The 17043-nt window shown below is 36.1% G+C and carries 18 protein-coding genes and 3 tRNA genes; 12 read left to right on the forward strand and 9 right to left on the reverse strand.

Translation table 11 applies throughout. The features are described 5' to 3' along the window. Nucleotides 1-30: 30 nt before the first annotated feature. A complete protein-coding gene (locus WCQ00_02515) occupies nt 31-1317 on the reverse strand; it encodes a ParB/RepB/Spo0J family partition protein (GenBank protein MEI6042418.1) in 1287 nt (428 codons plus the stop codon). 174 nt (nt 1318-1491) lie between these two features. Here WCQ00_02515 and WCQ00_02520 point away from each other — a divergent pair. From WCQ00_02520 to WCQ00_02560, 9 genes are all read left to right on the forward strand, one after another. Continuing rightward, a tRNA-Leu gene (locus tag WCQ00_02520) sits at nt 1492-1572 on the forward strand. Between the two features lie 4 nt (nt 1573-1576). Then, nucleotides 1577-2572 carry a tRNA (adenosine(37)-N6)-dimethylallyltransferase MiaA gene (gene miaA / locus WCQ00_02525; protein MEI6042419.1) on the forward strand — a complete coding sequence of 332 codons (996 nt, stop codon included), beginning with the start codon at nt 1577-1579 and terminating at the stop codon, nt 2570-2572. Beyond that, nucleotides 2544-3134, forward strand: coding sequence for a sigma-70 family RNA polymerase sigma factor (locus WCQ00_02530; protein MEI6042420.1), 591 nt, complete (start codon nt 2544-2546; stop codon nt 3132-3134). The genes miaA and WCQ00_02530 overlap by 29 nt, the downstream gene beginning before the upstream one ends. Nucleotides 3135-3187: 53 nt before the next feature. After that, nucleotides 3188-3595 (forward strand): hypothetical protein, encoded by a 408-nt coding sequence (locus WCQ00_02535; GenBank protein ID MEI6042421.1) that lies wholly within the window; start codon nt 3188-3190, stop codon nt 3593-3595. Nucleotides 3596-3638: 43 nt separating this feature from the next. Then, nucleotides 3639-4205 (forward strand): hypothetical protein, encoded by a 567-nt coding sequence (locus WCQ00_02540; GenBank protein MEI6042422.1) that lies wholly within the window; start codon nt 3639-3641, stop codon nt 4203-4205. Between the two features lie 19 nt (nt 4206-4224). Continuing rightward, nucleotides 4225-5997: an HlyD family efflux transporter periplasmic adaptor subunit gene (locus WCQ00_02545; GenBank protein ID MEI6042423.1), complete on the forward strand. Its 1773-nt coding sequence runs from the start codon at nt 4225-4227 to the stop codon at nt 5995-5997. Nucleotides 5998-6009: 12 nt separating this feature from the next. After that, on the forward strand, nt 6010-6744 hold the full coding sequence (locus WCQ00_02550; protein MEI6042424.1) for an ABC transporter ATP-binding protein: 735 nt from the start codon (nt 6010-6012) through the stop codon (nt 6742-6744). 44 nt (nt 6745-6788) lie between these two features. Then, a complete protein-coding gene (locus WCQ00_02555) occupies nt 6789-8009 on the forward strand; it encodes an ABC transporter permease (protein MEI6042425.1) in 1221 nt (406 codons plus the stop codon). A gap of 169 nt (nt 8010-8178) precedes the next feature. Further along, a complete protein-coding gene (locus WCQ00_02560) occupies nt 8179-8655 on the forward strand; it encodes a hypothetical protein (GenBank protein MEI6042426.1) in 477 nt (158 codons plus the stop codon). Nucleotides 8656-8776: 121 nt separating this feature from the next. Here WCQ00_02560 and WCQ00_02565 read toward each other — a convergent pair whose 3' ends face one another. Continuing rightward, nucleotides 8777-9175: a hypothetical protein gene (locus WCQ00_02565; GenBank protein MEI6042427.1), complete on the reverse strand. Its 399-nt coding sequence runs from the start codon at nt 9173-9175 to the stop codon at nt 8777-8779. Nucleotides 9176-9412: 237 nt separating this feature from the next. Between WCQ00_02565 and WCQ00_02570 the strand changes: the two genes are divergently transcribed. Continuing rightward, complete coding sequence (locus WCQ00_02570; protein ID MEI6042428.1) at nt 9413-9838, forward strand: hypothetical protein; 426 nt, start codon at nt 9413-9415, stop codon at nt 9836-9838. 77 nt (nt 9839-9915) lie between these two features. Here the strand turns inward: WCQ00_02570 and WCQ00_02575 are convergent, their stop codons facing one another. Next, nucleotides 9916-10344, reverse strand: a complete 429-nt coding sequence (locus WCQ00_02575; protein ID MEI6042429.1) for an NUDIX domain-containing protein — start codon at nt 10342-10344, stop codon at nt 9916-9918. Nucleotides 10345-10361: 17 nt separating this feature from the next. After that, a tRNA-Trp gene (locus tag WCQ00_02580) sits at nt 10362-10433 on the reverse strand. A 219-nt stretch (nt 10434-10652) separates the two neighbouring features. On the opposite strand from WCQ00_02580, the gene WCQ00_02585 reads away from it, so the two are divergent. Beyond that, on the forward strand, nt 10653-10943 hold the full coding sequence (locus WCQ00_02585) for a hypothetical protein (protein ID MEI6042430.1): 291 nt from the start codon (nt 10653-10655) through the stop codon (nt 10941-10943). 34 nt (nt 10944-10977) lie between these two features. Beyond that, nucleotides 10978-11280: a hypothetical protein gene (locus WCQ00_02590; protein MEI6042431.1), complete on the forward strand. Its 303-nt coding sequence runs from the start codon at nt 10978-10980 to the stop codon at nt 11278-11280. A 110-nt stretch (nt 11281-11390) separates the two neighbouring features. Here WCQ00_02590 and rpmG read toward each other — a convergent pair whose 3' ends face one another. The 5 genes from rpmG to WCQ00_02615 all read right to left on the reverse strand — a co-directional run bounded on the left by rpmG (nt 11391) and on the right by WCQ00_02615 (nt 17031). Then, nucleotides 11391-11546 (reverse strand): 50S ribosomal protein L33, encoded by a 156-nt coding sequence (gene rpmG, locus WCQ00_02595; GenBank protein MEI6042432.1) that lies wholly within the window; start codon nt 11544-11546, stop codon nt 11391-11393. A gap of 64 nt (nt 11547-11610) precedes the next feature. Then, nucleotides 11611-11693 (reverse strand) — tRNA-Tyr (locus WCQ00_02600). Nucleotides 11694-11766: 73 nt separating this feature from the next. Next, on the reverse strand, nt 11767-12105 hold the full coding sequence (locus WCQ00_02605) for an ASCH domain-containing protein (GenBank protein MEI6042433.1): 339 nt from the start codon (nt 12103-12105) through the stop codon (nt 11767-11769). 1 nt (nt 12106) lies between these two features. Then, entirely contained in the window at nt 12107-14857 is a 2751-nt protein-coding gene (locus tag WCQ00_02610) for an AAA family ATPase (protein MEI6042434.1), read from the reverse strand. A gap of 68 nt (nt 14858-14925) precedes the next feature. Further along, nucleotides 14926-17031, reverse strand: coding sequence for a peptidoglycan-binding protein (locus tag WCQ00_02615; GenBank protein MEI6042435.1), 2106 nt, complete (start codon nt 17029-17031; stop codon nt 14926-14928). Nucleotides 17032-17043 lie beyond the last annotated feature (12 nt).

A 17043-nucleotide genomic window follows, 5' to 3' on the forward strand; every position in this document is an offset into this window, starting at 1 on the left:
AGAAAATCCAAATTTAATTCTGAGCTAGTTCTAAAGTGAGAAATTCTTGATTGAGTACAGGTCTTCATCGTCTTCACCTGCGTCAGCTGGACTTGAATCATCAATAGGTGCACCACTTTCAGTTACACCAACATCAGTTTCATCCTTAATTAAATCAGTAACAATTTGTGATTCCTGATTTTGTTCAATATTTTCTTTTGATTGTATTTCAGCCTGAGGTACCTCTGTGTGAGGTGCTTCAGTTTGTTGTAATTGATTATATGCAGGAACTTCTACAGGAGCTACATTTTCAATAGGTGAAACTGGAGCTATGTATGAAGCTGGGGCTGAATACGCAATAGGTGCATCTTGCGTAACTGGATCCGTAATAGGGTTAGCAATCGAAGTAGCCGATGGAGCTTGAACTGCAGCAATAGCATCAGCAACAGCAGTCTTTGCTAATTCACTTTTTAGCTTTTGAGAAAAACCTTGCATCTTTTCTGAGCCTTCCAATAATTGTAGTAAGTGATGAAGATCATCATTATTAAAGAAATCGATAACTACCTTTCCACCAACCTCCTTTCTTTCAATTTGAACTCTTGTTCCTAGTGCCTCATTCAGCTTTCCTTCAATTTCTGTAATCTCAGGATCTGGTGCAAGAGGATCTTTTCTTCTTACGCGCTCCGTAGCTACACTTCTTGCGATTCTCTCAGCCTCTCTAACTGTAATTTTTTTGATTATTATTTCCTTAAACAAAACTTCTTGCTCTTCAGGTCTATCAGTTAACATCAATAGTGGACGAGTATGTCCCTCACTAATTTTCTTCTCAGATAATGCCTTAAGCATGTGTTCAGGAAGTGCCAAAAGTCTAATTGTGTTTGAAACATATTCACGACTCTTTCCAACCTTTTGTGCAATTTGTACGTGCTTAAGCCCAAACTCATCAGCAAGCTGTTGAAATGCCCTAGCTCTATCTACTGCGTTTAGGTCCTCTCTCTGCAAGTTCTCAATGATTGCAAGCTCAAGTTTAACTCTATTGTCATCATCGCCCGATCTAATAATAACTGGAAGTTGAGAAAGGCCCGCAAGCTTTGAAGCACGAAGACGTCTTTCTCCAGAAATAAGCTCATATTGAACAGCAAGTCCCCCATCGTCCTTAACAATTTCAGTACGAGTTACAACAATTGGCTGTAACAAGCCGTACATTCTGATAGATTCAGATAGGTCTTTTAAGGCGTTTTGATCGAAGTCTCTACGAGGCTGATATGGGTTTGGAACGATTTTTTCTATCTCTATCCAGAAAATTGAATTATTAAAATACTGTGATTGTGGTTGCATATGTTAAGATTGTAGCACAGATATTTTCTTTATAACCCTTGAAAATCAACAAAAGTGTTGACATCATGTTGATATTGAATAATACTGAAGGGGTTGGGGTTGGTCAGCTGGAGCCCGGTGCTTGTTTTAGGTCATTGACCAAAATCACCTGACTCCAGACACAAATAACAGAACGCCAGAGTGATGAAATGGTAAACATACTCGACTCAAAATCGAGCGCCGCAAGGTTTGTGGGTTCAAGTCCCACCTCTGGCACAAAATGGAAAAGCCTAAAAAGACAGGGCTAGAAAAAGCAATTGTTGTATATGGTCCAACAGCTACTGGAAAAAGTGACTTGGCGGTTTTACTCGCAAAAAAATTCAATGGCGAGATTATTTCTGCCGACTCCCGTCAGGTATACAAGGGGCTAGATTTAGGAACTGGTAAAATTACAAAAAAAGAAATGCAGGGTGTTCCTCATTACATGCTGGATGTTATAAATCCAAAAAAAATTTACACAGCTGATAAATTTGCCAAGCAAGCATTAAAAATTGCGAACGATATTATATCCAGAGGTAAGGTTCCAATTATATGTGGAGGAACAGGAATGTACATTGATGCGCTAGTTAATGGTGTTGAATTTCCAAATGTTGAACCAGATTTTGAGCTTAGAAAAAAGTTATCCACAGAGACTACAGAAAATCTTTATAATAAATTAATAAAGCTAGATCAAAATAGAGCTGACCAGCTTAAAAACGATGGAGGTGGTCAATTCAATAAAGTTAGAATTATTAGAGCAATTGAAATTGCGTTAAAGCTTGGTGCTGTTCCTCCGCTTAAAAATAAAGAAAATTTTGAGGCAGTTTTTATTGGTCTTGATTTTGATGATGATACCCTAAAGGAAAGAATTTTACTTAGAATTAAATCGAGAATGAAAAAAGGAATGCTTGCAGAAGCTCGTAATTTACATGAAAATGGTTTAAGCTATAAGAGAATGCGTGCGCTTGGTTTAGAATATAGACATCTTGCAGATTTACTTGAAGACAAAATTTCTAAGTTGGATTTTGAAAAGCTACTAGCACAAGATATATGGCATTTTGTTAAAAGACAAAGAACTTGGTTTAAAAAAAGAGAAGAAACTATTTGGATTAAGCCCAGTATCACAAATTTTAAGAAAGTAGAAAATATTGTGAAAAAGTTTCTAGGTACAAGCATAAGCTCCATAAAAACATCGGTAAAAACAATAGATGGAAAAAACAGATCTAGAATTAATTAAAGAAATACAAGAATCTACAAACTACCTAAAAGAAGGCAGGCTTTCATTTAATACCCTAGTTGCGCGTTATGCCAATTCTGTTTATTTTTTTATTTACAGACTGACTGGAAGCAAAGAGGGATCAGAAGATATATCTCAAGAGACTTTTATTAAGGCGTGGCAAAAAATATCAAAATTTGATGCAAATAAAAATTTTAAAACTTGGCTATTTACTATCGCCAAAAATACGGCTATAGATAAGCTTAGAAAGAAGAACGCGGTACCTTTTTCTGTTCTTAATATTTTGGATTCACATAATGATATAGAGACTGATTTTGAGAGCAATATAATGGACACAGAAGATTTACCCAATGAAGTCTTTGAAAAGAAAGAATATTTTGAAAGCCTAAGGATTGCCCTAGAAAAATTGTCATCAAGTGAAAACTTGATTATTTCCCTACATGTAACGGAGGAACTAACCTTTGAAGAAATTTCAGAAATAACAAATAAGCCAATGAACACAATCAAAAGCCAATATAGACGTGCTATTTCAAAGCTTAAGGAGCTACTTACAGACAAATAGGCGTTGCACAGATATTTGCACCAAACCTCTCCCCCGTCTCGTATATAGTTAGTATGAACGTAGAATTAAAGAGAGCGTTAGAGGAAATGGATAAACAAGTGATATCAGCGCCTTACGATCTTGCAAATCGCATTATTTTTAGCATTGATGAGAAAGCTAAACAAAACGCCAAGTACAAAGCACTTGGCTTAAGTTTTGTATCCATGATTTCATTCTTTGTTTCCATTCCAATAATTGCACAAATTATTACATCATTTACACAATCTGGTTTTTATAATTATGTATCAATTATATTTTCAGATTCAGATGTCGCAATGGTGTATTGGAAAGAAATAGTAATGTCACTAGCTGAATCCTTACCAATAATTGGTATAGCAAGTCTACTTGCGGTTGCCGTAATATTTACTTGGTCAATTCTAAAGGCGACTTCAGTTGTAAGAAATAATTTAATAACAGCCTAACATTTGGGGTCAGGCACCATGGTGTCTGACCCCAAAACCAAACATGAAAGAACACATAAATAAAATAAAAGAAAAAATTGATAAGTTTGGAATAATTAAATTCCTGGTAATTTTAATAGTAATTTCTGTAGTTTTCCAAGCGGGAATATTTGTGGGATATCACAAAGCGATGTTTTATAAATCTACTGGAGATAACTACTACAGAGCATTTAATAACAAAGGCGGTCCTGCAGGCAAAGGAGGACCAGAACAATTTGATGAATTTATGAAAGACGCAAATCTTCCCGGAGGACATGGGGCTGTAGGAAAAATCGTTTCAATCAACTTACCCACAATTGTTGTTGCCTCACCTGACAATATTGAAAAAACAATTAATATTTCTAAGGACACTTTAATTAGACAATTCAGAGAAGATATCAACTCAAAAGATTTGAAAATTGGTGACTATATTATAGTTCTTGGGGAAATTTCTGGTACAGACACTTCTCCTTCAGACAAGGGAATAATTAACGCAAAATTAATTAGATTATTACCTCCACCACCGCAATCTGATAACACATCGATTGTAGCACCTGCAACTACTTCAAAATCAGTAACAGAGACAAAATAATTAATTTAATTAAATCAATATGCAAAAAGAAATCAAAAATATACATAAAGAACCATTTAAGATTAGGTTAAAGAATAAATATTTAAAATGGAAACAAATTGCTTTGACATACAAAAAGACAAGTATCGTCATTGCTATAGTTGTTATCGCATTAGTATATTGGCTGATAAAATTAATTTTTCCTACACCAGTTATTACATCGTATGTTGTATCTGATGTTCAAAAAGGCTCAATTATCACGAACGTAACAGGTAGCGGACAAGTTTCTGCATCAAATCAAATTGACCTTAAGACCAAGGCTTCTGGCGATATATTAAAAGTAAACGTTACAACAGGACAAGAGGTTAAGGCTGCGCAAATTATTGCACAAATTGATAATCCAAGTGCATATCTTGATTATAGAGCTGCGCAAATTGCATATGAACAATTTGTTCAACCTGCAGATGCTTCAACAAGAATTCAAGCAGAAAATGATTTAAATAATACTAAGCAAAGTTACAATAAATCAGTAGACAATCTAAATAATGCATACGATACCGGATACAGTTCTGTTGCCTCAAGTTATCTAGACATGACAGAGGCCGTAACTGGAATGAACGATATACTCTATTCAGGTTCTGGATATTTGAATGATCAAAGTTTGGTAGCACTTTCGTCACAAACAAAGACTTTTAAAAATAATGCTGGTGTAAATTTTGATAAAGTAAAAAATGACTACAGGACAGCTCTTGAAACTTATAGAGCATCGTCAAGATCAAATTCAACAAGCTCTATTGAACAATTAATTAAGACAGCGTATGAGATAACAAAAGAAGTTTCAAGTACTCTTAAGGACCTAAAAAATACTGTTGACTACATTAAAAATCAAGATCCAAACAGCACAAACGCATCAAGCAACAGTACAGCAGCCGTAAACGCATCAAACAATCTAATTAATTGGATAGGTAAAATTAACTCTGATCTATCTAATCTATCAAGCTCAGTTAATAATATTAATGATTTAAAAGATACTATTCAAAATGGTCCACAAACGATTGCACAAAAGCAAGCAAACTTGGATAAGGTTGTAAATGGTGCAGACAATCTTGATATTGAAGCCCAAAGAATCAATCTTCAACAAAAGCAATTAACCTATCAAAATCTTTTTGTCACAGCCCCCTTTGATGGAGTTATAGCAAAAATAAGTATTAAGCCATCTGATGCAGTTTCCTCAGGAGCATCTGTTGGAACAATTATCACAAAGAACAAAGTAGCCGATATTACTGTAAACGAAGTTGATGCAGCCAAGATTCTTGCTGGACAAAAAGCAACACTTACTTTTGACGCTATTGACGCCTTAAGTATTTCTGGAGTTGTTCAATCAATTGATTTAGTTGGAACTGTCACACAAGGTGTTGTTAATTACAATGTCAAAATTACTTTTGATGTTCAGGATGACAGAGTCAAATCTGGAATGAGCGTCAGCGCTTCTATAATTACAAACAATAAACAAGATGTAATTGTCATTCCAAATAGTGCTGTAAAAAGTAAGGGAGGAATAAAATATGTAGAGTTGTTTAGTTCAAAAGTTGCAACATCAACAACAGCACAAACTGCAAATGAGGTTCCTATACAACAAGCTGTGGAAGTTGGATTATCAAATGATACTCAAACAGAAATTTTATCAGGTCTAATTGTTGGAGACAGAATTGTTACAAAAACAACAACATCCAGTGCAACTGCCGCTAAGACAACATCAACACCTAGCTTGTTTGGAGGAGGCGGAGGAACAAGAGCTGCGACAGGACGATAATAATATAAAAACATGATTGAAGTAAAAAACATCACAAAAATATATGACCCTGACGCAAATGCATTTCTTGCGCTTGATGGAGTAAGTTTTACCATTGAGGATGGCGAGTTTGTTGCAATCATGGGACCATCAGGATCTGGAAAATCGACATTAATGCATATACTTGGAGCGCTGGACACTCCAACAACAGGAACGTACTTTTTAGATGGAAAAGATGTGTCTGTTCTATCCGATGATGAACTTGCAGACATTAGACGAGAAAAAATTGGATTCGTTTTTCAATCCTTTAATCTTCTACCAAGAAGCACTGTTCTTAGGAATGTAATGCTCCCCTTAATTTATGCTGGAGTTGGTGAAGAAGAAAGAGAACAGAGAGCTCGCGCAGCACTTCATGCATCTGGATTAGATGAATCGCACTTCACTCACCTTTCCAATCAATTATCTGGTGGACAGATTCAGCGCGTCGCTATATCTCGCGCCCTTGTAAATAATCCAAGTTTAATTTTGGCCGATGAACCTACTGGAAACCTAGATAGTAAAACTGGGGAAATTGTTCTTGGTACATTTCAAAAATTAAATGAAGAGCTTGGAAGGACAATCGTTCTAATTACCCATGAGCCAGATGTTGCTGAGCATGCAGATAGGATTATTGTGATTCGAGATGGAAAAATCACAGAAGACAGAAAGAATCATAAGAAACAAAATGCGATAGCTTTGCTTAAAAAAATGAACGACGATAAAAAATAATTATTTGGGGTCAGGCACCATGGTGCCTGACCCCAACCAAAAAAATGACAATATTAGACATATTACACGAAACATATTCTGCGATTTTTTCCAACAAGGTTCGTTCTGGACTGACAATGCTTGGAATCGTTATTGGAATTAGCTCCGTTATTGCAATGCTCGCAATTGGACAGGGCGCACAAAATTCCATTCAATCGAGCATTCAATCAATTGGGTCAAACCTAATTCTTATAACACCAGGTGCACAACGTGGCCCAGGTGTGCAAGTAAGTGCCGGGCGTGGAAGTGCAAAAACATTAACACTCGCTGATGTTGATGCAATCAAACTTCAGGTCACAAATATTAAAGCTGTAGCTCCCGAAGTCACAGGAAGATATCAAGTTACTGCGGCTGGCCAAAATACAAATACAACTGTAACAGGCGCCACACCTGATTATCAAAGTGTAAGAAATGTTTCCATTGCTGAGGGTACATTTATAACAGATCAAAATTTACAATCTGGAAGTAAGGTTGCGGTAATTGGTCCCAATGTCAGAGATGACTTATACGGAACCGGTGCTGATGTGATTGGGAAAAAAATAAGAATTAACAAAGTTGATTTTACAGTTATCGGATTAACGGTTGCAAAAGGAGGAACTGGTTTTGGTAGTCAGGACGATCTTATTTGGGTACCACTTACAACAGCTCAAAGAATGCTTTCTGGCGATGAATATGTAACAACAATAAGTGTTCAAGCTCCTGACTCAAATTCTAGCGCTGACATTCAAGCTCAGATTACTTCCCTTCTACTTGAAAAACATAATCTAAAAAATGGCGTCGCTGATTTCAGTGTTCTTAATCAAGCAGACATTGCAGCAACAGCATCGAGCATCACTCAAATATTCACCATTCTTCTTGGTTCAGTTGCAGGGATATCACTAGTTGTTGGTGGAATTGGAATTATGAACATGATGCTTACAACGGTAACTGAAAGAACTCGGGAAATTGGATTAAGAAAAGCAATTGGTGCAAAAAATAAAGATATTAGTTTACAATTCTTAATTGAAGCTTTAATGATTACTTTTATCGGGGGGTTCATTGGAATACTCCTCGGATGGCTCATATCCTTCGGAATAAATTATTCGGGATTGATTGCAACTCAAGTTTCAATATCTTCTGTAGTTCTATCCTTCACGGTCTCAGCTGTAATTGGGGTTGTCTTTGGATACTATCCAGCGCGGCGGGCTGCGGGATTGAATCCGATAGATGCGCTGAAGTATGAGTAAACGATTCGATTTTAAGCCGATTTTTATGCGTAAAAATCGTACCAAAATCAGCAGATTTTGGTATTGACGAAGTGAAGAACAGATAAAGGTAAAAATTAAAAAATAATAAAACACATTAATCATAGTCGCGCCCAAAGGACATCGGCGCGACATGATTTCGCAAAATCATATGAAAAAAAATCAAATAATAATAGCAGTAATAGTTTTAGTATTAGTTGCTGGAATATCATTCTATGCAGGTACAAAAGTTAATAGTAACCCTTCTTCATCAAGACAAATGGGACAATTTGGACAAGATGCAAATGGCATAGGAGGCCCTGGAAATAATATTAGAACAAACAGAGGCGGTATGATGGGTGGAGCTGTTTCTGGAGAGGTACTAAGTAAAGATGCAACAAGTATCACAGTAAAGCTAAGAGATGGAGGATCAAAGATAATCTTTATTACATCAGGAACTGCTGTTCAAAAAACATCAGCCGGAACAATTGAAGATGTAGTAGTCGGTAGTCAAATTTCAGCTACAGGCCAAGCTAATGCTGATGGAAGTATCAACGCAACATCAATCAATCAAAGACCTAATGTACCTGTACAAAGCGCTGGAGCGGGTGCAGGAGCCCCACAAGGAGGTGCTCAACAAGCAAGATAAAGATTAGATAGTAGTACAATAAACCGTATACATCGCTCATAAAAAAATACAAATACAGAAAAGCCCCCGCGTAGCGGGGGCTTTGTTTTGATTAGATATTCCAGATGATAATCGCACTTCTCTACCCTTTTCGAATATCAGCCTTAGGAGCAAACTCAATTTTCAGATGTTCTGGTAACACAAGTTCTAGGTCGCCCCATCTCTTGCTAGTATCAATATAAATGTTAATTGGGCATCCTTTTCTGTAGGACAAGATGAACCGGCCGAGTTGTTCAGGTGTGACCTCGCGCATATCAATTGTATCAAGGAACTTTTTGAGATTAAATGATTCATTGCGGCCATGTTTGGAAACCACATCTCCAATAGCCTCCTCAGCACTTTTACCCCAGCCTTCAAAATACGGCCCGGACTTTGCATAATTTGGAACAGCCATTGCTGAGCATCTGTAGTACAATCTGGCAATCATACTCGCATCAGCATCACTTCTGTAAACTACAATGTGGACAGGTGGATTTTTCACTGAATTATTGGTGTTGAATTTGCCGATCCCAGCAGAGAACTGCCTCTCTAGGTCCGATAATAATATCTCATAGACAATAATCTGTGTCAATTTTGAAAATTTCTTATATCGAACTTTACACCATTAAGAGATAGGTTATATAACTCATTCGACATAAAATAATCCTCGTTATATCATTATATAAACATAGTTCTTTTATTTACTGAGGAACTAAATCAACTCAAACCAAATAACTCGATGAAAAACAAACTTGCATATGCTGCTGTTGTTATTTTCATATTTGTTTTAGGTGTAGCTATTGGTATTTTTTACGAATATGAAAAACTCCACAATCTTGTTGTTCAACAGGACCGAGATAAAAATATTTATTTGCCGATGTCAATTTCTGAAGTTCAATGCATCAACGCCAACTTAGGGAAACTAGATGTTCAAGCATCCAAACTTGGACATAAATCTATTGTCACATGGCCAACTTCCGTAAAGTATATTGGATGCTGGGATGGTAAGTCTATGATATTTTTTGAGAATAAACCTGCAACCAAACTCTTTGAACAAGGATGGCAAATAACTGATCAAGCTTCCATGTCTAAAGATTCTATTATCTATGTTATGTTGAGGAATAGACCCTTACCCGATTTGGGCCCATTAATTTGGTACCAATGATAGTTAATTAAACAAAAAAAACCCGCCTAGTATGCATTAAGCAGAACGGCGGGGTTTATTTGTACATAATATTTAAATCATATTTTAGATTTGTACAAGTTCAAAAAATTTGGAAGTTGAGAATGAAGTGGTTCAGGAAAGGCGTCTAAAGAAAACCATTCTACAGCATCAAATTTATGAGGCTCCCCGTTACCTGTTTTCAATGGATCAATCTTAACCTTAAAATCTAGAGCTACCCAATGAGTATTTTTTCCTTGGTGCTCTCTATGAACATCTCGGTACCCTAAAAATTCAAAATTTAATATATCTGTGCGATATTCTTCAGCAATCTCTTTTCTTAGAGTGTTTTCTACAGTGTCATTAAATTCAAGACCTCCTCCACCACAGTCCCAGGTTCCATGCTCATCCCTGCAACTATTACTTCTTTTTGAAAGCAAATATTTACCATTTCCATCGTGACATAGATATACAATTGTAACACCTGTATAATCTTCTCCTTTTTTCATAATATTGTATATTCTAGCGGGCCCACGAGGACTCGAACCTCGAACTGCGGTTTTGGAAACCGTCGTTTTACCATTGAAACTATAGGCCCGTATTTTGTGATTCTAACCAAATCGTCCCCTGCCAGCCTCTGAACGTTTGTTCTACTATCTTAATCTATTTTGACTAAAAAGCCAAACCTGCTTATGACTAGGCCCATACAACCCATTTACACCAACCAAAATCACAACTAAAATTATGACACATTTATATGATTGTTAATAAGGACCACTTTGATATAATTAACCCATTACCAATAACCACAAGAAATATGGGCGAAAAACATCAGACACCCGAAACATTTTTTGATGTGGCAGAGATATATAATAGATTAGATCAAGTTATATATGATCATAGAGAGGAAGAGGAAAAGTATGGAAGAGTTATATCAGATGAAATGACAAGTAAATATGAGTCAGCATTAAATATATTAATTCACATTAGAAGAATGCACCCTCAACCAGATTCTGAAAAAGCGTTCATCAAAGTTTTAGATGACGTAAAAGAAAAACACGGCATGGATGAGTCAGTTTATAGTATAATAATCCAGCAAGTTTATTAATTAAAAAATAATTGGAATATAATTAGATAAAATTATGAGTGAATTTCCCCCTCCACAGGAGACCCCCTTTAACGCAAAAGAAATCTATAAGCAATTAGGCGAGACAATCGACGAAGACAATGAAAGACTCGGGGATGTACCACGGGACGTCAACATTGAGGCCTTACAAAAGCAAGCCCTCGACGCCACTGATGCGCTCACAAGAGAAAGGGGTATTGACTCAATAGAAAAATTTATTGCAGCAGCTAAGTTTAAGGTTACAAGTAGATCAATGAGTAAGGGAGCGTACAACATGATTATGAAACAACTAAGGCAGATGTACCCAAGTGTAGAGTAAAATATTCTTATACTGAAGTAAGCCAAAAGTTTTAGTAACGCAAATAAAAAACACCTAGGAGGGTGTTTTTTATTTTTCTATTCATAATCCCGTCGGATTATTTAAAGAAATTATTTCTTGATCTCTGAAAACTCTACGTGCTTACGTAGCTTTGGACTGTACTTCATAAGTTTTAGCTTACGCTCTACAGTTTTCTTGTTTTTACTTGTGTGATAGATCTCACCTGTCTTTTTGTGAGCTACTTTAACTAATCTTGTTTGTGACATGTTTGTATATATATTTGGGCCCCGAATTAATAATGTTTTGGTGCCAATCACCGTTTGAGCCTTGTGCGCAGAGTAGGATTTGAACCTACGTAGCCCGAAGGCGTCTGATTTACAGTCAGATGCATTTGACCGCTCTGCCATCTGCGCGTAGGAATATCATAGCAGATATTCCTGTTTTTTCCAAATATCTTATTATTAGCTAAAAGACAGGTATATTCCCTTATAATACCTTTGAAACAACAACCACTTCTATAGCCACCACCCCAAACAAGCTTTCATCCTTTACGGTGTAGAATCCATAATAGACAGATTCAGCCTCATCAATAGACTTAGCCCCAGGTATTACATTATTCAAGCCCTCTTTGGCAATCATCTCTCTAAAGGTCTTATATATCTTCTTACCGACAATACTTAAAGTTAGACAATCGTTCACAAACAATTCATCTCCTACATTCATCTCTGAAAACTTATCCTTGTTCAATCTTCCTTCGACTTTCTTGGACTCATTTGCGAGGTGTGTAAAATAAGGTTCATTTACATGAATTATATGTCTAGTCATACTATTTAGCCAAAACCTTCTTCTTTGCCACCTTAGCCTTGATTGGAGCAACTAAACTCTCCTTAGACAAAGATCCATCTGTTACCTCCTTAACATCAATAACCTTGCCTTTTTTCACCTTCTTAACATCAAATGTAAACTCAGATGTTTTGGCGTCAATTCCAACGTTAATTGTTCCACCCTTAATTACACCTTGATCGATAATCAAACCAGCAACGGCAGTCAGAATCTTAGATTGAATTAATCTCTTTAATGGACGAGCTCCATATTGTGGATTATATCCTTCCTTTGCAAGATACTCATAAACACCTTCAGAAACAACAAGTGTGATTTCCTTTTCAAGAAGTCTTTTAATAACTTTCTCTACTTCAATTTTAACAATATCTTTAATTGCCTCAGGAGATAATATATCGAAAATAACAATTTCATCGATTCTATTCAAGAACTCTGGTCTGAAACTATTCTTAAGTGCTCCCATTACTCTTGTCTTTGCATCTTCATAATCTGACTTATCAGTTTTCTCGATTGCAAATCCAATTTTTTGCATATTATCAATATATTGAGCACCAATATTTGATGTCATTATAATAATAGTATTTTTAAAGTTAACAGTTTTACCTTTTGAATCAGTTAATCGTCCATTATCAAGAACCTGAAGTAGAATATTGAATATCTCAGGGTGAGCCTTCTCAATTTCATCGAACAAAATTACAGAATATGGACGATGTCTTACAATGTCAGTAAGTGTTGCGCTTTCATCATGTCCAACATATCCGGGAGGTGCACCAATGATTTTTGAAACTGAATGCTTTTCCATGTACTCGGACATATCAACTCTAATAAGAGCCTTGTCATCATCGAACATAAACTTTGCAAGAGCTTTTGTTAATTCTGTTTTTCCAACGCCAGTTGGTCCAAGGAAAATGAATGAACCGATTGGTTTTTGTGGATCATTAATACCAGCACGTGATCGCTTAATAGTGTCTGCTACAATCTTAACAGCAGCATCTTGTCCAACAACTTGTTTTGTAAGCTCCTCACCAATTCTAGATATTTTTCTTGCCTCTTCTTCTAACATTCTCGAAACTGGAATTCCAGTCCATCTTGAAACAACTGCGGCAATATCATTTTCTGTAATTTCTTCCTTGAGAATTCTTCTGAAAACTTGTAACTTTTTTAAGCGCTTTGCTTTTGCTTCCAAATCTTTTTCAAGTGCCGGAATTTTTACATATCTCATCTCAGCTGCTTTTGATAAATCAGCTGTTGCCTCTGCCCTTTCTGCGTCCTGTCTTAATGACTCCAATTGCTTCTTAATAGATTTAATATCAGCAAGAGTTTCTTTTTCATTAATCCATTTAGCTTCAGTCTCCCTAGTTGATTCTTTTTGATTTGCAATATCAGCCTCAATATCCTTTATCCTAGCCTTAACAGACTTGTTGGTTACTAACTCTTTAATTAAAGCCTGTCTCTCAATTTCCAATCTCATTATTTTTCTATGAGCAACTTCAAGTTCTGGCGGCTTATTTTCTAGCGCGATTTTAAGTGCAGATGCCGCCTCATCAATTAAGTCAATTGCCTTATCTGGCAAAAATCTATCTGAAATATATCTTGAAGAGAATTTAACAGCGGAAACAATTGAATCATCTGTTATACGAACACCGTGATACAACTCGTACTTTTCTTTTAGACCTCTAAGAATTGAAATTGCATCCTCTTCTGATGGTTCATTAATAAAAACAGGTTGAAAACGTCTTTGAAGAGCAGGATCTTTCTCAATATGCTTTTGATATTCCTTAAGTGTTGTTGCTCCAATTGCATGCAGCTCTCCACGAGAAAGTGCAGGCTTCAACATATTAGATGCATCAAGTGCGCCATCTGCAGATCCAGCTCCAACAATAGTGTGGATTTCATCGATAAAAAGAATTATCTTTCCATCTGATTTTTCTATTTCTTTTAAAATATTTTTTAAACGCTCCTCAAATTCTCCTCTGTATTTTGTTCCAGCAACAAGCATACCCATATCAAGCGATACAAGGTCTTTATCTTTTAGAGATTCTGGTACATCGCCTAGTGCGATTCTGTTTGCCAACCCTTCTGCGATTGCAGTCTTTCCAACTCCAGCCTCTCCAATTAACATTGGATTATTTTTTGTTCTTCTTGAAAGAATTTGAATAACTCTTGCAATCTCCGCATCTCTTCCGATAACTGGATCTAATTTATTCTCTCTAGCAAGGTTTGTTAAGTTACGAGTGAACTTAAGAATTGCCTTCATTTTCTTTGGAGCAGCATCAGCAGATGCTCCTTTTCCAGCTTTGAATGCAGTTAACGCATCAAGCACCATAGATTTTTCTAATTTGAATTTAAACAAAAGTTCACGCGCAGATGATGCAACATCAAAAAGCGCAAGCAATAAGTGCTCAACAGATACAAACTCATCCTTAAGCGTTGCGGAAACTCTGCCTGACGCTTCAATAACTTGAGCAAGCTCTGGAGTTAAATATAGTTGATATGATGTAGACATTGTATTCCCTGCCTCACCTGTATCAATTTCTTCAATAAGGTTGTCAGCAAGCAAAATTGTATCAACTTCTAGTCTATCTAAAATAGCCAAAACAATACCGTCTTCCTGGACAACAAGGGCTGTTAGCAAGTGAAGCGGATTCACATGATTTTGACCACGTTCTATGGCTAATTCATGGGCTTTTTTGATGACATCTTTGGCTTTGGTTGTAAAATGATGTAATGGTGGCATATATAGCTATTATAGCACATATTCGACAAGTTGAAAAACCATCTCACACCAAATTACAGTGAGTTGGACTATTTCAAATTACTAATAATTCCCCTCGTCAGTGGCCCAAAATACCCCGTAGAAGGAATCTTGTTTGCCTTCTGGAACTTGATAAGAGCAGCCTTGGTAGCAGGGCCGAATCTATTTGATTCATGACCGGGTGAGCCAACACCTGATGATGCAATTGGGAATCCATTGTTGTTCAAGTATATCTGTAGATTCCTAACATCTTCATTAACCATGTTAAGTGATAGGTCTTTTGTGAATTCAAATGTTGTAGTTGTAGTATTAACAACATTTGATGTGGTAGCAACTATGTTTGATACAACAGAGGATGAAGCATTTAATATTGATATATCTTTCGATATCTTGCTGTTATAGAGATCAAGTGCAGATTTTGTAATTTGTCCAAAGTATCCTGTGACCTTGCTTGAATCCATAAGCTTTGCTTTGACAAGTAGTAGTTGTAGGTTTGTTACATTCTTGTTTCTGTCACCGATTTTGTATAAGGAGGTTGGGATTGGTTGTATAGCTGAGATGGTTGAGACGGGAGTTGTAGCAACAACTATTGGAGCTATATATGAATATCCTCCCCCACCACCACCTCCGCCACCACCACTATATACAACAGGTGCAACAACTACCGGGGTAGGGATTGTTCTAAATGTTGAATCTGTTGTTGTTGCAATTACTCCATTTATATTTAACGTTGTAATTTTGAAATGATATAGCGTGTCAGGAACAAGATTTGTAAGCGAATATGAATGAGTTGTAGTTGTAGCGATTAAAGATGTACTTGAGCCATAGCTATCTGTCAATCCATAATCCAGTGTTGAAGTCGCATTAAAGTTAGTATTAAACGAGACATTTGCCGTAAGATCAGTAGTTGTTGTCACAAGGTTTGAGATATTTGAAATTGAGGACAGGACATTTATTGGAATAGTCAAATAAACCGATTCATTTGGCCTATACCCATTTGAAATAACCCAATCAGGTGAAACCTGAACATTTAAGTAACCACTTGATATATATCTATTGTCATTGATAGATATAGTACCTGTTGCTGATACAGCTAAACCTAAATTACCATTTACTATTATAAACTTCGGTTTAATTGGAAGAAATTGATTAAAGCTTGTTTGATCCAAAACAGTTTGACCTACCACATCCCCATTCTTTACATTATCTAATATACTAATAGCATTTTGATTTGTTGCTAATGAGCTAATATTTGGTACTACTTTAAATTTATCGAAATTGTAAGTAGAAACTTCATAAGTACCACCAAGTGTGGCCATCGTTTGATTTATATCAGAAATATATGCTGACGTAAAATCACTAGTTGTGTTTCCAAAGAAAGTTGTTAGCAACACTGGTTTCCCGTCAATAATAACAAATAAAGGATCTCCAGAGTCTCCTCCTACCAAATCTGTCTTAGAAAAACTATTTCTAAGGGGATCGGCTGAGGCCACTCCATTGTAATTTACGCTTTTGTTACCGATGGTTATACTATCCGCATTAAAAATCAAAGCTTTTTCATTCTGATCAGTTGCAAACAGAGGAAGATCCTTAAATATCGGTAAGTATTGAGCAAATACAGTTGGATCAGCAATTAATGGGTAGTATGTAATACTTGCTGGAACATCAGAATCTAAAATACCAATTCTAATATCTGTAGTACCAACTCTTAAACTATTAACCATAGTTCTGGTTATGACATTATTATTATTATCAACAAATTTAATAGTTGAACCATTTGCGATAGTATAATGGTTTGCAAAAATTATATGTCTAGGAGATATCAATGTACCGGCTTTAGTCTGTGCACCATCTGAATTCCAAGGTGATATACCGGTTAAGTCAATAGATGTAGTTCCCTTGGATGTCCAAATATTTGTATTTCTAACAAATGTACTACTTGCAAAATTTTGTGTTGTAAAAATACTTGATGCAGTTGTTGAACTTAATCCGATCAATCTATTATCAACCTCACTAGATATGTGCTTATACATATCTGTACTAGAAGCAACTCCATTAGCGTAAAATACCGTGGATGTTGCTTTGGTATTTAATGGAAAAATAATTGCTACCAAAAGAATAAGAACAAGTATAGGGTATCTGATTTTATATGACATCATAAAATTATA

Source organism: bacterium, from assembly GCA_037127815.1.
Classification (GTDB): domain Bacteria; phylum Patescibacteriota; class Minisyncoccia; order Phycocordibacterales; family CAIZLB01; genus CAIJKW01.